The 20,468-nt window shown below is 63.9% G+C and carries 11 protein-coding genes; all 11 read left to right on the top strand.

Going from position 1 to position 20,468, the window contains the following annotated elements; genetic code table 11:
* Window position 1 precedes the first annotated feature (1 nt).
* Window positions 2–1,744, top strand: coding sequence for a glycosyl hydrolase family 18 protein (locus EA472_RS14840; protein ID WP_124192299.1), 1,743 nt, complete (start codon window positions 2–4; stop codon window positions 1,742–1,744).
* Window positions 1,745–2,096: 352 nt separating this feature from the next.
* Window positions 2,097–3,539 carry a glycosyl hydrolase family 18 protein gene (locus EA472_RS14835; protein ID WP_207891169.1) on the top strand — a complete coding sequence of 481 codons (1,443 nt, stop codon included), beginning with the start codon at window positions 2,097–2,099 and terminating at the stop codon, window positions 3,537–3,539.
* A gap of 377 nt (window positions 3,540–3,916) precedes the next feature.
* A complete protein-coding gene (locus EA472_RS14830; protein ID WP_124192297.1) occupies window positions 3,917–5,539 on the top strand; it encodes a PKD domain-containing protein in 1,623 nt (540 codons plus the stop codon).
* A 398-nt stretch (window positions 5,540–5,937) separates the two neighbouring features.
* Window positions 5,938–7,638 (top strand): PKD domain-containing protein, encoded by a 1,701-nt coding sequence (locus EA472_RS14825; RefSeq protein WP_124192296.1) that lies wholly within the window; start codon window positions 5,938–5,940, stop codon window positions 7,636–7,638.
* Between the two features lie 3 nt (window positions 7,639–7,641).
* A complete protein-coding gene (locus EA472_RS14820) occupies window positions 7,642–9,063 on the top strand; it encodes a PKD domain-containing protein (RefSeq protein ID WP_124192295.1) in 1,422 nt (473 codons plus the stop codon).
* Window positions 9,064–9,072: 9 nt separating this feature from the next.
* Complete coding sequence (locus EA472_RS14810) at window positions 9,073–11,280, top strand: family 20 glycosylhydrolase (protein WP_165874909.1); 2,208 nt, start codon at window positions 9,073–9,075, stop codon at window positions 11,278–11,280.
* Between the two features lie 249 nt (window positions 11,281–11,529).
* Window positions 11,530–12,894 carry a PKD domain-containing protein gene (locus EA472_RS14805; protein ID WP_124192294.1) on the top strand — a complete coding sequence of 455 codons (1,365 nt, stop codon included), beginning with the start codon at window positions 11,530–11,532 and terminating at the stop codon, window positions 12,892–12,894.
* 191 nt (window positions 12,895–13,085) lie between these two features.
* Entirely contained in the window at window positions 13,086–14,765 is a 1,680-nt protein-coding gene (locus EA472_RS14800; protein WP_124192293.1) for a S8 family serine peptidase, read from the top strand.
* Between the two features lie 380 nt (window positions 14,766–15,145).
* On the top strand, window positions 15,146–16,567 hold the full coding sequence (locus EA472_RS14795; RefSeq protein ID WP_124192292.1) for a PKD domain-containing protein: 1,422 nt from the start codon (window positions 15,146–15,148) through the stop codon (window positions 16,565–16,567).
* 521 nt (window positions 16,568–17,088) lie between these two features.
* Window positions 17,089–18,837 carry a glycosyl hydrolase family 18 protein gene (locus EA472_RS14790; RefSeq protein ID WP_124192291.1) on the top strand — a complete coding sequence of 583 codons (1,749 nt, stop codon included), beginning with the start codon at window positions 17,089–17,091 and terminating at the stop codon, window positions 18,835–18,837.
* A gap of 370 nt (window positions 18,838–19,207) precedes the next feature.
* Window positions 19,208–20,446, top strand: a complete 1,239-nt coding sequence (locus EA472_RS14785) for a lysozyme (RefSeq protein WP_124192290.1) — start codon at window positions 19,208–19,210, stop codon at window positions 20,444–20,446.
* The last annotated feature ends 22 nt before the right edge of the window (window positions 20,447–20,468 follow it).

The raw sequence follows: 20,468 nt of genomic DNA, 5'->3' as shown, positions 1-20,468 counted from the left end.
GATGAAACGATCACGACGTGATCTACTGAACGACGCATCGAAGGCATCGATTTTATTCGCCGGACTCGGCGCGAGTTCGGTGGTAGCAGCACAGGACCAGGAGTATCCCGAATGGGATCCCGACGCGGTCTACACTGGCGGCGACCGGGTCGTCCACGACGGGGCGATCTGGGAGGCCCGGTGGTGGACCCAGGGCGACGAACCCGGCGAGGGCGGCCAGTGGGGTCCGTGGGACGAAGTCGAATCGGATCCCGAGCCGCCGGAACTGGAAGCGAACGTCGCGGCGAGTGCAACACGCGTCGAAGTCGACGACGAGGTCGAGTTCGACGGCTCCGGCTCCGAAGGCGACATCGAGGAGTACGAGTGGGACCTCGGCGACGGCACCGAGGCCTCCGGCGAGGTCGTCACCCACTCGTACGACGAGACGGGCGAGTACACCGTCGAACTCACGGTGACCGACGCCGACGGCGACACCGACACCGCGTCGCTCGAACTGACCGTCACCGACGAGATCGAGGGGCCGGGCGACGACTTCAAGGTCGTCGGCTACTACCCCGGCTGGAAGGCCAACGAGGAGCAGGACTACTATCCGAGCGACATCCCCTTCGATAAGGTGACCGACGTCCTGTACGCGTTCATCGATCTCGACGCACAGGGCAACGTCTTCCCGCCCGAGGACGACGAGACGGAGTTCGACATTCCACACCAGAGCCACGAGGAGAACCTGGAGGAGTTCGCGGAACTGGCCGACGACGTCGACTGTCGGTTCCACCTCTCGGTCGGCGGCTGGACCATGTCCGACGACTTCCACGTCGTCGCAGAGGATCCGGACACCCGCGAGACGTTCGCACAGAACTGCGTCGAGTTGATGCGCGAGTACAACTTCGACGGCGTCGACATCGACTGGGAACACCCCGGTCCCGAACAGGGGCAGTGCCAGTGCGGCAACGACGACGATTACGAGACTCACGTCCTCTTGCTCGAAGACCTGCGCGAGGCGCTCGACGAGGCGGCCGACGAGGACGGCCAGTACTACTACCTGTCGGTGGCAAACGGCGGTTCCGACTGGAACGCCGGTGGTCTCCGGCACGATCAGATCGGCGAGATCTGCGACTCGGTGTACGTCATGGCCTACGACTTCACCGGCGAGTGGATGGACACCATCGGCCTGAACGCGCCGCTGTACGGTCCCGACACGCATCCGACGAACGACCGTGACGTCTACCCGGATGGCGAACAGTACTGGGCGGAGTACTCAGTCGACGAGCTGTGGGCGGGCAACCACGGCGAGGAGGGCTACTGGCCCGGCCAGTGGGAGTATCCGCCGGCCGACCCCGCGGAGTACGACGAACTCGTGCTCGGCATGCCGTTCTACGGCCGCGGCTTCTCCGTCGGCGAGTGGCAGAGTCCCCCCCAGCTCGGCGGGAACTACAGCGGTCTCCCCGAGGGAACCTGGCATCACATCCTCGAGGACGACGAGGACGCGACCGGCGCGTTCGACTTCGGCGACATCGAGGAGAACATGCGCGACGACGACGACTGGGAGGTCAACCGTCACGAGATGGGTGAGGTCCCCTATCTCGTCAACGAGGACGAGGGGATCTTCATCAGCTACGACGACGAGGCCGCCATCGAGGCGAAAGTCGAGTTCGCCAAAGAACGCGGCATGCAGGGCGTGATGTTCTGGGAACTCGCCCAGGACTGGAACGAGACGCTGCTCGACACCATCCTCCAGAACATCTGAACCGACCGAACAGTTCGCCGGCGGTCCCGGCGGGCGGGAGCGTCGGCCGATTCAGCAAAGCGGAATCAACGACGACTCGAGCGGCTCACGTCTCCGATTCGACGTGGTGCGTTCGAGACGTGCAACCGTGACGTCCGGCTGCGTTTCGTCGGGACCGAGCCGATCAGCTGCACTCCGATCGACGGCTGATCTGAGGAGAAGACGAGCGTGCTCTTCGCATCACACCGGCCGAATTCGCTCCGGATTCGGTCGACGTCCCTGCGAATTCATCCACCCTCTTCGAACCACGAACACGACTATGAAACGAACTCGACGTACCGTACTCGGTACAGCATCGTCAATAACAGCACTGTTGCTCTGCGCTAGTGCCACCAGCGTCGCCACGAAGTATCCCGAATGGGATCCGGACGAGGTCTACGAGTCCGGCGACCGAGTCGTCCACGAGGGAACCATCTGGGAGGCCAGGTGGTGGACCCGAGGCGACGAGCCCGGAGAAACCGAGTGGGGGCCCTGGGACGAGGTCGAAGATGCCGAGCCCGACCTGGACGCCGTGATCGACGTCTCCGACGCGAGCCCCGATCCCGGCGACGAAATCACCCTCGACGGCTCCGACTCGAGCGGCGAGATCGAACGCTACGAGTGGGGCCTCGGCGACGGAACCGAGACCGAAGGCGAGGTCGTCACCCACACCTACGAGGACGAGGGTGAGTACGACGTCACGTTGACCGTCGTCGGCATCGACGGTGACCGGAACAGCACCGAAACCGTCGTTACGGTCGACGAGGACGACGAAGGCTGGCCTGGCGGAGAGCACCCGGTCATGGCCTACGAGTTCGCGGGCCCTGCGCCCGCCGAGAAGGTCACGCACGTCATCCAAACGTTCGGTGACGTCTCGGCCGACGGATCGGTGTCGGCACCGTGGGACGTCGGCGGCGTCGACGGCGCGGTGACGTTGTTGTCGATCGGCGGCTGGGGCAACTCCGACGGATTCCCACAGACCGCGGCCGACGCCGAGAGTCGCGAACGGTTCGCGAGCGAGTGCGTCGAGCTCATGCGCGAACACGACCTCGACGGGATCGACATCGACTGGGAGTATCCCGGTCCGTTCGGTCCCGACGATCTCATTTCCTACGACGACGACCCCGAGAACTTCACGGCGCTGCTGGCCGAGTGTCGACGACAGTTCGACGACGCTGGCGCGGAGGACGGTACCGAATACTACCTCACGGCGGCGCTTTCGGCTCACGAGGAACACCTCGAGATCCTCGAGCACGACGCTCTGGCCGACGTGCTCGACTTCGCGAAGATGATGACCTACGACATGCACTCGCCCGGACTGGACTGGGTCGAGTACACAAATCACAACGCGCCGTTGTACTCGAATCCGGAGTCGCCGACCGATAAGTCGGTCCACAACACGATGACGTACATGCTGGACCAGGGGTGGCCGAAACGCGCCCTCGTCCTCGGCCTGGCGTTTTACGGACGGGAGTACGCGGGCGTCGAACGCGACGAGAACGACGGACTGTTCCAGCCGTTTTCCGACGCCGGTGCCGTTCCGTCGTATCCGGAGATTCAGGAGCAGTTCGACGATTACGACCGATTCTGGGACGCCGAGGCCAAGGTGCCGTGGCGGTTCGACGGTGAGAACCTGCTCGGCTACGATGACGAGGAGTCGATCCGCCTCAAAGCCGAGTACGCTGCCGAACACGACCATCCGCTGATGTACTGGGCGTCGGGCCACGATCCGAACGAGACGCTCGTCGACGCGGTCAACGACGCATTAGAACCGTAAGCCGACGCGCAGCTTCGCGTCGGTTACGAGCCCGCCCGCGGTGAACCGTGCGTTTTCGTCCCTGTCGAGCCATCGGTTCCCCAGGGAACGAGTAGAAGCTAGCGAAATATGTAATGATCTAATTACATTTACCGTAATTATTTTACCATATTGAAGATAAAACATCGCTGTGCTCGGGTCGACGATCACGACGTATGCGGCCACCAACCGACGGGATCGAGTTCGTCAGAACTCGTCACCTGCTATTCCACGATGGGGACGACGACGCTCGCCGGTCCGATGCCGGTCGGAACGCCGTCGTTCGGTACGGACGGTGGCGCATCCGAGCGCACGATCGTTCCGACGAACGAGAGCTACTACCCCGGAAACTCACAATCATGAAACGAACACGCCGAACGATACTGCACAACGCATCGACACTCTCTCTGGGTCTGGCCGGTCTCAGCGTTACCGGGACGGTCAGTGCAGAGGAGTACCCCGAATGGGATCCCGACGTCGTCTACACGGACGGCGACCGCGTCACCCACGACGGCTCGATATGGGAGGCCCAGTGGTGGACGCAGGGTGACGAACCCGGCGCGAACGGGTGGGGTCCCTGGGAGGAGGTCGACGAAGATGACAACGGTAACGAAGACGTAACCGCAAGCTTCTCCGTCAGCGACCCGAGCCCCGAACCCGGCGACGAGATCGAGTTCGACGCGAGCGGGTCGGACGGCGAGATCGACAGCTACGCGTGGGACCTCGGCGACGGCACGGAAGCGAGCGGCGAGAGCGTCACCCACTCCTACGACGAGGAAGGCGAATACGAGGTCGAACTCACCGTTACCGACGTCGACGACGAAACCGACACCGATTCGACGACCGTTACTGTCGACGAGGAGGACGACCCCGAGAGCGACGTCACAGCCGACACCACCCTCGAGGAGTTCTACCCGGAGTACGACCGAATCTTCTTCCCGAGAGAGTCCGAAGGCGGCGTCCCCGGGCTACTCGAGAACGAGTTGCACCCGGACGCCACCGAGTTCGGCGCCGACGTCGACGCGATCGAGAGCAACGCCGGGGACGGCTCGATGGAACTCGACGCGCTCGGCGACCGGGGACTCGAGTTGGTCCAGCGCTTCGACGACGACGGCGTGTCGCGAGAGAACTCCGCGCGGATCATGGCGTGGCTGGCGGGCCTGGCCGAAGAGACCGAAGACATCCCGTTCAACGACGGAAGCGGACGGAGCGGCGGTCTCACGGCCCAGACGGATCCGGTCTCGGCGACGAACGATCCGTCGGTGTTCGTCCAGGACGAGTGGCCGCGAGGCGACGAGTTCGATCTGGTTCACGACCAGGCACACGAACGCGACGACTGGAGCGACGGCGTCAGCGACAGCCAGTACGCCAACACGGACAATCCGATCATCGACGCCACCATCGACAAGGTCCACCCGCTCACGGGCGAGTCCCTCGGCGACGGCTTCACGGCGAACGCGCCGCTCGAGGCCACCGCGGAACTCCACGGTGACGGCTGGCAGTTCGACATGGCGCTGGTCTTCGAGAACCTCACCGACGTACCGCTGTTGCTGTGTGGTACGATCATCTGGTGGGTCGGCCCGTCGAAGGAGGCCACCGGGCTGGATCAGTTCTCCTACGACAACGCCCAGCGGAAGAACTACTCCGTGGGTCATCCACAGCGCGACGTCATCGAGGTAGCGTTGCCGGACGACGCCAAACCGGGTGTTTTCGAAGGAACCGACGCGCCGCTGTCGGCGTACGGCATCCGGCTGGCGATGCACAACAACCCCTATCTGTACCGGACGCTCTATCCCAACCAGAAGTTCTCCTGTACCTACAACAACGTCACCGGCCCCAGCCAGTACGACTGGCCCTACGACGACCTGCTCGAGGTGATGCTCGACACCTGTCACGTCGAGTTCCGCGAGGAGATGGACAGCATCGACCGGAACCTGGAACTGGTCGAGACGCTCGATATGAAGAATCGATTCGGGAACTGACAGGGACTGTTGTCTTACCGCCGATCGGCGACCCCATCCTGCCGATCGCCGGTACACAATTTCAACGTATGAACGACCGGACTCGCCGAGGCGTCGCCATCGCAACCGGGTAGCGAACTGCATCCGTCCAAGTCCCGACCACCGACTCGGTCGGATCGATTTCGATCGGTCGGGCGATCGACGTGGGCAGTCCCTCGAGCAGGTACGGAACCCGCCCGTCGTGTCCGATCGTCGAACGCGCGAACGTGTTAATACACAACAATTTTATCCTAGATGTGTTTATCTCTGGAATAAAATTTTATAGTTGTAAAATGAATAATTATGTATGTCGGTACCCGGCACGTCCGTCGGGGACCGCCAGATCGCCAACTATGAGACAGACACGCCGCGATATACTGATGCAAGCATCGCTGGCCTCGGTCGGCACCCTCGGGGTTGCTGCCACCTCGTCGGTCCAGGCCACGGGGGAGTCGGTTTCGGCGACGAACGTCGATCCCGACTACTCCGTCTTCAACGACCGGGGCCTCTGGGACTGGGTTCCGTACACGATCATCGCCGACGGCGAAACGGTGATGGACGGCTACGACGGCCGGTGGGAGCTGTTTTTCGACAAAGCTGAAGCCCACTCGATCGGGACCTTTTATCCACACTACTCCGATCCGACCGCCGACGAGCCCCTGGAGGAGCCCGTCCGGGAAGCGCCCGACGAGGACGTCGAGCGGTTCCTCCGCGTCTGCCACGATTGGGGTATTCAGGTCGAACCGCTCGTCGGCGGCGGCGTCGCCGGCTGGGTCGCCGCGGAGGCATGGCCCCAGGCGGAGTCGATCCTCGAGTGGAACGGCAACCACCCGCCGGAGGAACGCTTCGACGGCATCCACATCAACGTCGAGAACGGGGATCGCTACGACGTCAAACCCGAGATACTCGACCGCCTCGACGACGCCCCCGACGACCTGATCGTCTCGATGTCACAGGACCCGATGTGGGCCCGGAACACCGACGACGACCGCGTACGGGAGGTGATGGAACATCGGAACCTCGACTACTACTGTACAATGGTCTACGACCTCGACATGGAGCACTTCTGGCCCAACCTGGGACGGGTGACCCAGCCTTACGACACGCCGTTCGCGCTGGGCCAGGGGATCAACGAGCACGGCCATCCCAACCGGAACTGGGACGACGCGGACGCGCTTTACGGCTGGGTCGAGGAGAACTGGATCGAGGAAGGGCCACCGACCGATCAGCAGTTCATCGACGAGGAGACCGGTCAGAAGTACCTCGGGCTGTCGATTCACTCCTTCTGGGGGCTGATCGACGCGCCGGAAGTCGGCGACGAGACGAACATCGGCGAACCCAGCCGCGAGTACCGCACGGATCCGGCACCGGGATCGGGCCCCGATCCGGACCCGGATCCGGTTGCGGTGATCTCAGCGAGCAACGACGCGGTTGCACCTGAGGAGACGGTGACTTTCGACGGCGGCGACTCCTCGGCTCCCGAGGGCGAGATCGTCGCCTACGAGTGGGACCTCGGTGACGGAACGGAGGTCGACGGCGAAACCGTCGAGCACGCATACGATGCGGTCGACGAGTACGTCGTCGAGCTGACGGTGACCGACGACCGCGGTGAAACCGACGCGGCCACGACCACCATCACGGTCGAGGAGCCAGACGAGAAAGAGCCTGTCGCGGCCTTCGAGGTGGAGCCGGACGACCCCGTCGTCGGCGAGGAAGTCGCCTTCGACGCATCGGCCTCTCACGCGCCGGCGGGCGAAATCGTCGAGTATCTCTGGGACTACGACCTTCAGCCCGGCCTCGAGGAGCGCGGCGAGACGTTCACGCACGTCTACGAGTCCGACGACAGCTACGACGTCCGGCTCGTGGTCGTCGACGACGAGGACAGGGAGGGCGAGACGGTGCAGACGGTCACGGTCGTCGAGGACGACGAGTCCGAGCCGGAGTATCCCGAGTGGGACCCCGACGAGGTGTACACGAGCGGCGACCGTGTGGTCCACGACGGAACGGTCTGGGAAGCCCAGTGGTGGACCCGGGGCGACGAACCCGGTGACAGCGAGTGGGGCCCCTGGGAGGAGGGCTGACCGATGAACGAGACCAGACGGAACGTCCTCCGGAGCGCATCGTCGATCTCCGCGGTCCTGCTGGGTGCGAGCGTGACGAGCGTTGCTCAGGACCTGCCGTCCGAGTGGGACCCAGACGTCGTCTACACGAGCGGCGACCGGGTCGTCCACGACGGGGCGATCTGGGCGGCCCGGTGGTGGACCCAGGGCGACGAACCCGGCGAGGGCGAGTGGGGTCCCTGGGAGTACGTCGAAGACGGTGGTTTCGACCCGGAGCCGCCGGAAGAGCCGACCGCGTCGTTTTCGGTGAGCGAGAGCCGTCCGACGGTCGACGAATCCGTAACGTTCGACGCGTCGGATTCGGAGGGAGACGTCGAGAGCTACGCATGGGAGTTTGACGACGGAACGGCGGCTGACGGCGAAGTCGTCGAACGCGCTTTCGAGGAGGCAGGCGAGCACACCGTCTCGCTCACGGTCGCGGACGGCGACGGCAACGCGGATACGGCCTCGAGAGAACTCACCGTCCTCGAGGACGAACCCGACCCGCCGGACGACGTCGTCGAACTGCCCGAGCAGTACTTCGCTCCCTACCACCACATGAACACGGTGTCGGAGACGACGCCCGTCGAGTGGGCCGACGAGGCCGGAACGGACTACTTCCACCTGGCCTTTATTCTCGGCCTCGAGGACGGGACGCCCGCCTGGGACGCCGACCACGATTACGTCGTCGGGGAGACGGAGTTCGGTGACCAGATCCGGGCGCTCCAGGAGCGTGGCGGACAGGCGATCCTTTCGTTCGGCGGGGCCGTCGGCCCGTACCTCGCCGACTACTACGACGATCCAGAGGAACTCGCCGACACGTTCGGGTTCATCATCGACGAGTACGAGACGCCCTACATCGACATCGACGATGAAGCGGCCAGTTCCACCACCAACGAGGTTCGCAACGAGGCGCTGTCGATCCTGCAGAACCGTCGTCCCGAGGTAGAGATATCTTACACTGTGAGATGCAATTCCCAGGGCGTTTCCCCGAGCGATTTCGACGTGATCGTCGCAGACGCGATCGACCGCGGCGTCGAGATCCACCGGCTCAACCTGATGACCATGAACTACGGGTCGGCGGGCGAGTTCGACGACCAGTCCGTTATCGGAACGGTCGAAGGGGCCCACGAGCAGCTATCGGGCGAACTCCCCGAGAAGTCCGACGAGGAAATTTACGCCATGCTGGGCATCACGCCGATGCTCGGCCTGAACAACACCGGAGTCGTGTTCACTCCCGCAGACGCCGAGGCGGTGCTGGCGTACGCCCAGGACAACGACGTCGGAACGCTTGCGTTCTGGTCCGTCGAGCGGGACAACCCCGGCCCCGAGGAGGTCGACCCACGACACAGCGGCATCGACCAGGACCCGTTCGAGTTCTCACGGACATTCAACCAACTCAACTAATCATCAACGATGAAACCAACCAGACGTTCGATCCTTCGATCGGCATCGACGCTCTCCGCGCTGGGGATCGCCGCCAGCGCGAGCGCAGCATCGTCCGTCGACTGCGAGAGCATCCCCGAGTGGGACCCCGATGTCGCCTACACCGGCGGCGATCTGGCCGTCTACGAGGCCGATCTCTTCACCGCGGAGTGGTGGACGCAAGGCGACGAACCCGACGACGATGGCGCAGTCTGGGCTCTCGAGGGGGCCTGCGGGGACAACGGCGAAGCGGAGGACCCTACCGCGTCGATCGCCGTCTCGGCGACGACGGTCGAACTCGACGAGACGGTCGAGTTCGACGCCAGCGGCTCCAGCGGCGGCGATGCGTCGATCGACAGCTACGAGTGGGACCTCACCGGCGACGGCGAGGCCGACGCGACCGGCGAGACGACGAGTCACAGCTACGCCGAGGAGGGCGAGTACGCCGTGGCGCTGACGGTGACCGACGCCGAGGGGCGAACGGATACGGCCGCGGTCATCGTTACCGTCGGCGACGAAGAAGACGGCCCCTGTGCCGGCATCGCGGAGTGGAACCCGGACGCCGTCTACGAGGGCGGTGACGAGGTCGTCCACGACGGTATCCTCTGGGAAGCACGGTGGTGGACCGAAAGCGATGAGCCCGCCGGAAACGGCGGTCCCTGGGGGGCGGTCACGCGCTGTAGCGGCGACGTGCCCGATCCGGTCGAGCGGTCGCTCGAGGACGTAATTCCGAAACCGGCCGACGTGAGCACGACCGACGCCGAGTTCGAGATCACGGCTGAGACGGCGATCGTCGTCGACGACGAGGCCGAAGCGGTCGGCGAGTACCTCGCGGACCTCCTTCGTCCGCCGACGGGATACGAGCTGCCCGTCGCAGATGCGCCGTCGGAGGCGGCGGATGCGATCGAGCTCGTCTTCCTGGACGCCGTGGACGACCTCGGCGAGGAGGGTTACGAGCTGTCTGTCGACGAGGACGGGGTTACGATCGGTGCAGGGACCGACGCGGGGCTGTTCTGGGGCGTCCAGTCGCTCCGACAGGTCCTGCCCGCGGCGGTGGAAGCTGACTCCGAGCAGTCCGCCGAGTGGACAGTTCCCGGCGGCGAGATCGTCGACTCGCCGCGTTTCGACTTCCGCGGCGCACACTTGGACGTGGCGCGGCACTTCCGCACCGCCGACGAGATGAAGCGGTTCGTCGACTACCTCGCCCAGTACAAGATCAACCACTTCCACGTTCACCTGACGGACGACCAGGGCTGGCGCATCGAGATCGAGGAGTGGCCGGAGTTGACCGAGGTCGGCGGTCAGTATCAGGTCGACGGCGAGTGTGAGGACTGTTACTACACCCAGGCGGAGTACGCCGATATCGTCGAACACGCCGAGGACCGATTTATCACGGTTATCCCCGAGATCGACATGCCAGGCCACACGAACGCAGCGCTGGCGTCGGTCTGTGAACTCAACTGCGACGACGAGTGCGAGGAGCCCTACACCGGCATCGAGGTCGGGTTCAGTTCGCTCTGTGTCGACCAGGAGTTCACCTACGAGTGGGTCGAAGACGTCGTCACCGAGGTCGCGGAGCTGACTCCGGGGCCGTATCTCCACATCGGCGGCGACGAAGCCGATCCGCTCGACGACGACGAGTACGAGCACTTCATGGATCGAGCAGTACCGATCGTCCAGGACGCCGGCAAGCGACCGATGGGCTGGCACGAGATCCTCGGTGCGGATCCGCCGACGGAGACGATCGGCCAGTTCTGGGCACCGGATTCGACGGCCTCCGGCGTCGACGTTCCGGGAGCCGTCGAAGAGGGCCACGAGATTATCGCCTCGCCGGCCAGCCACGCCTACCTCGATATGAAGTACCACTGGGAGACCGAACTCGGCCTCACCTGGGCCGGGACGACGTCCGTGCGAGAGTCCTACGAGTGGGACCCTGGCAGCTACGTCGACGACGTCGACGAATCCTCGATCGTCGGTCCCGAAGCGGCGCTGTGGTCGGAGACGCTCGAGACGTTCGCGGACGTCGAGTTCATGCTGTTCCCGCGGATCGCCTCCATCGCCGAGGTCGGCTGGACGCCCGACGCCGACACCGAGTGGGAGAACTTCCGCGAGCGGCTGGCGGCACAGGGTCCACGGTGGGACCGCCAGGAAATCAACTACTACCGTTCCGACCAGATCGACTGGCCGGACGGCGGGTAGCGCCGTCGCTTCGATCTGGTCGGCGGTCCTCGCGTTCGTTTCTCACGAACGAATCGCTTTCCTCGGCCGTCTTCCGAGATCGTGACGCTATAAAAACACATTTCTAAAACACTATCCAAAATTATTATTAGATAGAGCAATGAATTATGTACTGTCCCTGGGGGATCTATTCCGGCGGTGTCGACTCCGATGCGACTCCGGGGACGACGAGCAGCTCGCTGAGTCGACGGTCCGCCGGAGGTGACAACCATGAAACGAACACGACGAGACGTACTACGCAACGCATCGGCACTGTCCGCGCTGGCTGTCGGCGTCGGACTGAGCACCACCGTTTCCGCCCAGGAGTATCCCGAGTGGGACCCGGACACGGTGTATACGGGGGGTGACCGCGTGATCCACGAGGGCTACGTCTGGGAAGCCAACTGGTGGACGCGCGGTGACGAGCCGGGCGAAGGTGGCGAATGGGGCCCGTGGGACCAGATCGAGCCGTACGACCCGGGTCCGAGCGCCGCGTTCTCCGTCAGCGACTCGAGTCCAGCCCCCGGCGACGAAATCACGCTCGACGCCTCCGACTCCGAGGGTGACATCGAGTCCTACGCGTGGGACCTCGACGACGGAACGACCGCGAGCGGAGAGATCGTCACGCACACCTACGACGACGAGGGCGAGTACACCGTCGAACTCACCGTCGAAGACGTCGACGGCGAAAGCGACAGCACCCAGTCGACGATTTACGTCGGCGACGTCGAGCCGCCGACGCCGACCGGCGTCTACACGCCGTACCAGGGAACCTGGTACGACGTCGTCGACGGCACCCTCAGCCGCAGCACCGACCGCGTCATCATGTCGTTCATCGGCGATCCCTACCGGAACGGCGAGATTTCGCCCGCCTGGCTCGCCAACTGCGACAATCGCGAGTGTGAGGGAGAGTCGCTCGATACCTACGCCGACGACATCCAGACGCTCCAGGACGAGGGCATCGAAGTCGGCCTCTCGATCGGCGGCTGGCAGAGTCCGATGGTCGCCCGCGACGCCGACAATCCCGAGGAGCTCAAGGAGGCGTACGCCGACCTGCTCGACACGTTCGACGTTACCCACCTCGACATCGACGACGAGAACGCCGAGGATCCCGACCGACCCGACGACCTCCACGAGATCCGCAACGAGGCGCTCGCGTTGCTCAAAGACGAACGTCCCGAGGTCACCGTCGGCTTCACCGTCTCGGCCACGCCGGACGGCATCGTCGAGTGGGGCGAGTCGCCGGGCAAGGTGTTCATCGAGGACGCCGTCGAGAAGGGCCTCGAACTGGACTACGTCCAGCCGATGACGATGCACTTCGACGGCGAACCCGAGAACTTCGAGACGATCACGTCCGCGCTCGAGGGAACGGTCGACTTCCTCGAGGAGGTGTATCCCGAAAAATCCGAGGACGAGCTCTGGGCGATGGTCGGCGTGACGCCGTATCTCGGCGAGATCACCACCGACGTCGCGAGCGAGCTCGTCGACTACGCCAACGAGAAGGGGATGTACAGCATCGCGCCGTGGGTGCTCGGCGAGGACGACGGCGGCGAGTTCTCGGACGTCTTCTACCAGTTCGAGGGAAGCGGGAACTGACCGCACGCGTTCGCCGTCGAGACCGATCACCCTCGGTTATCGTCGGTTTGAACGCCGTTCGCCGGTATCCAGCGCATTTTCTATCTTCGTTCCCTTTTCCAGCCACTCTAGTTAACTATCTAGTTAATTAATTATTTTAGTATAAACAATAGAAAAATATAATACGGATATCGATAGACATCAGGTGCGGTATGACAGAAAATAACAATCACAGTAATCCCGGACGGCGGGACGTGCTCCGCAGTCTGGGAGCAATCGGCGGTGTCGCAGCGCTCAGTGGTGTTACGGTCGCGGAACCCGGTCGCGAACCGGGTCCGAAGCCCGACGAGCTGTTGGTCGGAACGGCACCGACGGTACAGACGGTATCGGTACAGCAGAACGTAGAACGAGAGCTCCCGGCCGACGCGAGCGTCGTCCATCGAAACGACGTGCTCGGCTACTTCGCCGTCGAGCTTCCCGACGAGGCGAGCGCGCAGGCCGATTCGGCGGTCGCACAGCGCATCGAACGAGCCGACGGCGTCGCGTTCGTCGAAGAGAACGGAACGTACTACGCGCTCGAGCAGTCGATCGAGCCGGCACAGTACGTGCCGGACGATCCCGGATTCGATCAACAGTACGCGCCACAGGTGGTCAACGCGCCGGAGGCGTGGGAGACGACGCTCGGGTCGTCGGACGTGACGATCGCGATCGCGGACACGGGCACCGACTACGATCATCCCGACCTGCAGGCGCAGTTCGGCTCGAACCCGGGGACCGATCCCGCCGGCGGAACGAACGATCCCGACGCGCGCGGTTCGGCTCACGGAACACACGTCTCGGGAATCGCTTCCGCGACGACCGACAACGGCGAGGGAATCGCCGGCATCTCGAACTCCCATCTGTACGCGGTGCGCGTCCTCGGCGGGGGAGGCGGCGGTTCCTGGAGCGACATCGCCGACGGCATCCAGTGGTCGGCCGACAACGGCGCCGACATCGTCAACCTGAGCCTCGGCGCACAGCAACCGAGCGGCGTCGTCCAGAGTGCCATCGATTACGCCTACGACAACGGGACGCTCCCGATCGCGGCGGCAGGAAACGACGGTCCATGTAGCAACTGCGTCTCCTACCCGGCGGCGTTCTCGAACTGTGTGGCCGTCTCGGCGATCGACTCCTCGGAGAGTCTCGCGAATTTCAGCAGCACCGGCCCCGAGATCGACGTCGCCGCGCCCGGCGTGCAGGTCCTCTCGACGATGCCAAACGGCGGGTACGACAACATGTCCGGTACGTCGATGGCATCGCCCACGGCGGCCGGCGTCGCCGCGCTCGGGCTGGCGGCCAACCCCGAGTGGGGGCCGAGCGAACTGCGACAGGCGCTCGAGGAGACGGCGGTCGACATCGGCCTCCCCGGAAATCAGCAGGGATCGGGTCGGGTCGACGCGGCGAACATCGTCGGCGAGAACGGCGATCCGCCGAACGACGTTTCGGCGGTCGCCGACGCCTCGCCGTCGGTCGTCGACCCGGGCGAGACCGTGACGTTCTACGGCGGTAACTCCTCCGGTCCGATCGACAGCTACGCGTGGGAACTCGGCGATGGCACCGAGGAAAGTGGTGAAACCGTCGAGCACGCCTACGACGACGAGGGCCAGTACACCGCGACGCTTTCGGTCTCCGGCGACGGCGACACCGACAGCGACTCGGTGACCGTCACCGTCGACGAGGACCCGGACCCGCCGGGTGACTGCGACGACTATCCGACCTACGACAACGCGACGGTCTACTCCCCCGGCGACCGCGTCGCCTACGACGGCGCAATCTGGGAGGCTGAGATGGAGGTCATGACGGTCCCGCCGAGCCACGATAGCATGTGGTGGTCGCACGTCCAGGACTGCTGACCGCGCCGCCGCGGTTCGCTCTTTCGAGACGACACATCAGTCGATCCGGATTTCCGGACGACCGGTTTTTTTGACTCGTGTTCGACCTCCATTTCACCAACCGACGATCGACCGGCTCGAGTGTCGGCCGTGACCCCCTCGTATACGCCATTCAGCGGCCGTTTAACTGCTGAAAAACAACAGAAAATCAACGTAGAATCGTATTAGCTCTATACATTATTTCGAAATCATTTTATAGTTCCATTGCGTGCTCATATTCGGTCTCGTGTTCCGAGTTATCATGGAACGAGGGCGATGATCGCCGGTCGGATCGATCGACAGGCGTCGCGCCCGTCGGATCCCGAACGAGGACACGAACCGCGAGAACGAGAGACACGACCATGAAACGAACACGCCGAACCGTTCTGAGTAACGCAACGAAACTGTCCGCGCTGCTGGCCGGAATCGGAGCCGGCGGTGCCGTCGCTGCCGAGAGCGACGAGTATCCCGAGTGGGACCCCGACACCGTATACACGGGGGGTGATCGGGTCATTTACGAGGGCTACGTCTGGGAGGCCCAGTGGTGGACCCAGGGCGACGAACCCGGTGCAAACGAGTGGGGACCCTGGGAGGAAGTCGACGAGAACGAGGATCCCGAACCGGAACCGCCAGAGGGACCGACCGCGTCGTTTTTCGCCAGCGACTCGAGTCCCGAACCCGGCGAGGACGTCACGTTCGACGCCTCCGACTCCGAGGGCGAGATCGAATCCTACGCGTGGGAGCTCGATGACGGCACCGAGGCCGCCGGCGAGGTCGTTACGCACGCCTACGAGGACGAGGGCGAGTATACCGTCGAACTGACGGTGACCGACGCCGACGGTGAGACCGACAGCACCACGGAGACGGTCGACGTCGCCGAGGACGATTCCCCGCCCGTCGATCCCGGCGAGATCCCGGATCGAGTGTTCGCACCCTACCATCACCTGACCACCGATCCCGACACCTCGCCGCTCGAGTGGGCCGATCCCGCCGGGACGGAGTACTTCCACCTGGCCTTTATCCTCGGAACCGGCGACGGAACGCCGGCCTGGGACGGCGACCACGATCACGTCGTCGGCGAGAGCCAGTTCGACGACGAGATCCGCGAACTGCAGCAACAGGGAGGGCAGGTCATCATCTCCTTCGGCGGTGCGGTCGGCAACTACCTCGCGTCGGATTACGACGATCCGAACGAACTCGCCGACACGTTCGAGTTCATCGTCGACGAGTACGACTGCCCCTACCTCGACATCGACGACGAGGCACCCGACATGAGCGTCGTCGACCTGCGCAACGAGGCACTTTCGATTCTGCAGGATCGCCGTCCCGAGGTTCACGTCGGCTACACCGTCCGGACGCGCGTCGACGGCGTCGCGGACACCGAGATCATCACGAACGCGATCGACAACGGCGTCGACGTCGGCTACGTCAACCTGATGACGATGAACTGGGGCTGGGTGCGAACCAGCGCCGAAAACTGCATCCAGTGCGCCGAAGGGACCCACGAGCAACTGCAGGAGTGGTATCCCGACAAGTCAGACGACGAGCTCTACGACATGATCGGCATCACGCCGATGATCGGCGTCCAGAACTCCGGTGGCCCGTTCTATCCCGAGGACGCCGCCGAAGTTCGATCGTACGCCGAGGAGAACGACCTGAGTCTGCTGTCGTTCTGGTCGATCGAACGCGACAATCCCGGCGACGGCCTCGATCCCGAACACAGCGGGATCGACCAGGAACCGTTCGAGTTCTCCGAGAACTTCAGCCCGTTCACCTCGGAGTGACCTCGCACCGGTCGACGTTTTCACGACGTCTCGAGTCGCTCGAGCGAGTCTCTTTTCCCGGCCGATTGTCTCCGTCGGTGAACGAAGATCGACAACGACGAGAGAGGTGAATATAAAATAAGTATTTACAAGTTAGGAATAATAGCATTTTCGGAAAAACAGAGTGAAGTGATCATCTTGATATAGTGTACAAACTAGACAAATATTGTGGATTATAGCCGATGGATGCAGCCGATAATATCAAGATTTATTATGTCGGGTGGTGAGATGTTCGGTAGCGCTTGGCACGAAGCGCACAGCGCGAAGGGCAGGCGGTCTTCGAAAGCACGGTAGCGAGGTGGACAGCGACGGCTGCGTTCGTCGCGATCACGTGCCTCGAGACCGACGCCGAGCGGTGACTCCGTTCGTCGCTCTCGGACTGATCGGATCGGCCATCGGACGAACGACCCGATCACTCTCGGCGTTTCGTCCGAACCGCGCTCCGTGCGACGATGTCCCTCGCGCGACCACCGTTTACACCCATGGAAGAAACCAGACGCGACGTTCTGTGGAAGGCATCGGCGCTGTCCGCGCTCGGACTCGGTGCGACCACCACCGGCGCGACAGCAGACGACTGTAGCGATTACCCCGACTGGGACGCCGACACCGCCTACACCGGCGGCGATCGGGTCGTCTTCGAGGGCGACCTCTACGAGGCGGAGTGGTGGTCCCAGGGGACGGAACCCGACGCCGGCGAGGACGTATGGACGCTCGTCGGATCCTGCGAGGACGACGATGACGACGAACTCGTCGCCCGCTTCGACGCGAGTATCGATCGCGTCGAAGTCGGTGACGAGATCGAGTTCGACGCCTCCGACTCCGAGGGAGAGATCGACTCCTACGAGTGGGAGTTCGGCGACGGCGAGACGGCAGACGGCGAGGCCGTCGAACACACCTTCGACGACGAGGGCGAGTACGAGGTCGAACTCACCGTCGAAGACGTCGATGGCGAAACCGACACCGCCTCGGTCGTCGTCGAGGTTCTCGAGGAGCTCGAGGGTCCCGACGACGACTTCAAGGTCGTCGGCTACTACCCCGGCTGGAAGGCCAACGAGGAACAGGACTACTACCCCGAGGACGTGCCGTTCGACAAGATCACGGACGTGCTGTACGCGTTCATCGATCTCGACGAGGACGGCAACGTCTTCCCGCCGACGGATCCGGACACCGAGTTCGACGTCGACGGCCAGTCCGACGAGGAGAATCTGGAGGCGTTCGCGGAACTGGCCGACGACGTCGACTGTCGGTTCCACCTCTCGGTCGGCGGCTGGACCATGTCCGAACATTTCCACGTCGTCGCCGCCGATCCCGACCTGCGGGAGACGTTCGCACAGAACTGCGTCGAGTTGATGCGCGAGTACAACTTCGACGGCGTCGACATCGACTGGGAACATCCCGGCCCCGAACAGGGCGAGTGCCAGTGTGGCAACGACGACGATTACGAGAACCACGTCCTCTTGCTCGAGGACCTGCGCGAGGCGCTCGACGAGGCGGCCGACGAGGACGACACCTACTACTACCTGTCGGTGGCAAACGGCGGCTCCGACTGGAACGCGGGCGGCCTCCGACACGATCAGATCGGCGAGATCTGCGACTCGGTGTACGTCATGGCCTACGACTTCACCGGCGAGTGGATGGACTCCGCCGGCCTGAACGCGCCGCTGTACGGCCCCGACGTCCATCCCACCGACAACGAAGCGACCGCCGAGGCCGGCTACGAGGACGGCGAACAGTACTGGGTCGAGTACGCCGTCGACGAACTGTACGCCGGCGACCACGGCGAGGAGGGCTACTGGCCCGGCCAGTGGGAGTATCCGCCGGCCGACCCCGCGGAGTACGACGAACTCGTGCTCGGCATGCCGTTCTACGGCCGCGGATTCCAGTCGAGCTTCGGCAGCATCGACCTCTACGGCAACTTCGATAGCCTCCCGGAGGGAACTTGGCATCACATCCTCGAGGACGACGAGGACGCGACCGGCGCGTTCGACTTCGGCGATATCGAGGAGAACATGCGCGACGACGACGATTGGGAGGTCAACCGTCACGAACCCGGTGAAGTGCCGTACCTCGTCAACGAGGACGAGGGGATCCTCATCAGCTACGACGACGAGGACGCCATCGAGGCGAAAGTCGAGTTCGCCAAAGAACGCGGCATGCAGGGCGTGATGTTCTGGGAACTCGCCCAGGACTGGAACGACACGTTGCTCGATACCATCCTCGAGAACGTCTGATACGGCCTATTGTAACGATTTACCGGTGGGACCGCAGACGGACGCGGTCTCGCCGGCAATGACTTACGATAGTCCGTGCGAGCGCCTCTCGAGGACGTTTGTGCGTTCCTCGAGTTGTTCCACCCATCGAGCGCTCTCGTATGTACATCACCACGCGCTCGTATCCGAAGCGATCGATCACCTTCGATCGAGTGAACGACGATACTATGAAATACGGACGATCAACGACGACGAAAACGACACACGGAATCGCGTTCGACACGCCTCCCATCGCGTCAGCGGCGGTACTCACCGGACCGACGGGCCCAGTACTGGCGGGCGTCACGTCGGTACCGCCGCGACCGACGCCGACGACGGAGCGTGACTCACCATGAAACGAACTCGACGATCGATACTCGCGACGGCATCGGCGATCTCCGCGCTGGCGATCGGTGCAAGCGGTACCGCATCGGCGACCGAGGACTGCGACGACCTCCTCGAGTGGGAACCTGACACTGTCTACGGCGGCGACGATCGGGTCGTCCACCAGGACACCGTCTGGGAAGCCCAGTGGGGGACCCAGGGCGACGAACCCGGCGCGAACGACTGGGGCCCCTGGCAGGAGACCGCTCCCTGCGAGGACGAGGATGATGACGAGAGCGACGACGGTGGCGACGATGGTGACGAGGACGACGACGTTCCCTCGGCCGGCGACCTCCCGGAGCACTTTTTCGCCCCGTACGTCGACGTGACGCTCGACGGCCACGACGAGCTGATCGAGTACGTCGAGCCCGCCGGGACGCGATACTTCACGGTCGCGTTCGTCCTCGCGGGCGACGACGGCGAGCCGGCCTGGGCGGGCGACGTTCCCGTCGGCGAGTCGGTCGGCTGGATCGACGTGGAAGGACAGATCTCGGACTTGCGCGAGCAGGAAGACGGGGAGGTCGTCGTCTCCTTCGGCGGCCTCGACGGAACGTATCTCGCCGAGGCGACGGACGACGCGACCGAGCTACGGGATCACTACGAAGCGGTGATCGAGGCCACCGACGCGTCGTTTATCGACTTCGACGAGGAACAACACATTCGCGACGGCAGGGCGGTCATCGAGCGGCGAAACGACGCGCTCGCGCTGTTGCAGGCGGACTATCCCGACGTGGAGATCTCGTACACGCTCCCCGCACTGCCGGAGGGATTGCCGACTCACGACGACAACGACGTCTTGTTCGTCCTCGAGGACGCCGCGGAAAAGGGGGTCGAAATCGACGTCGTCAATCCGATGACGATGAACTACGGTGCCGACTTCGAACTGAACGGGGAGACGGTTTTCGAGTGCGCCGAGAACGTTCAGAACCAGCTCGGCGAACTCTGGCCCGAGAAGTCGGACGCCGAGCGCTGGAATATGATCGGTATCACGCCGATGATCGGACAGAACGACGTCGAAGAGAACGTCTTCTCCCAGGAGGATGCCCAGTACGTCCTCGAGCAGGCCACGGATACCGGCGTCAGGTGGCTCTCGTTCTGGGAGTTGATCCGCGACGACGGCGAGGGGAGCGCGCTGTTCGAGAGCAGCCAGATCGAGCAGGAGCCGTTCGAGTTTTCGACTATCTTCGGCGGTATCGACGATCAATGACCGCGTTTCACCGTCGTCGACG

It is taken from the genome of Natrarchaeobius oligotrophus (assembly GCF_003841465.1).
GTDB classification, from domain to species: Archaea; Halobacteriota; Halobacteria; order Halobacteriales; family Natrialbaceae; genus Natrarchaeobius; species Natrarchaeobius oligotrophus.
This window is presented reverse-complemented; position numbering and strand designations above follow the sequence as displayed.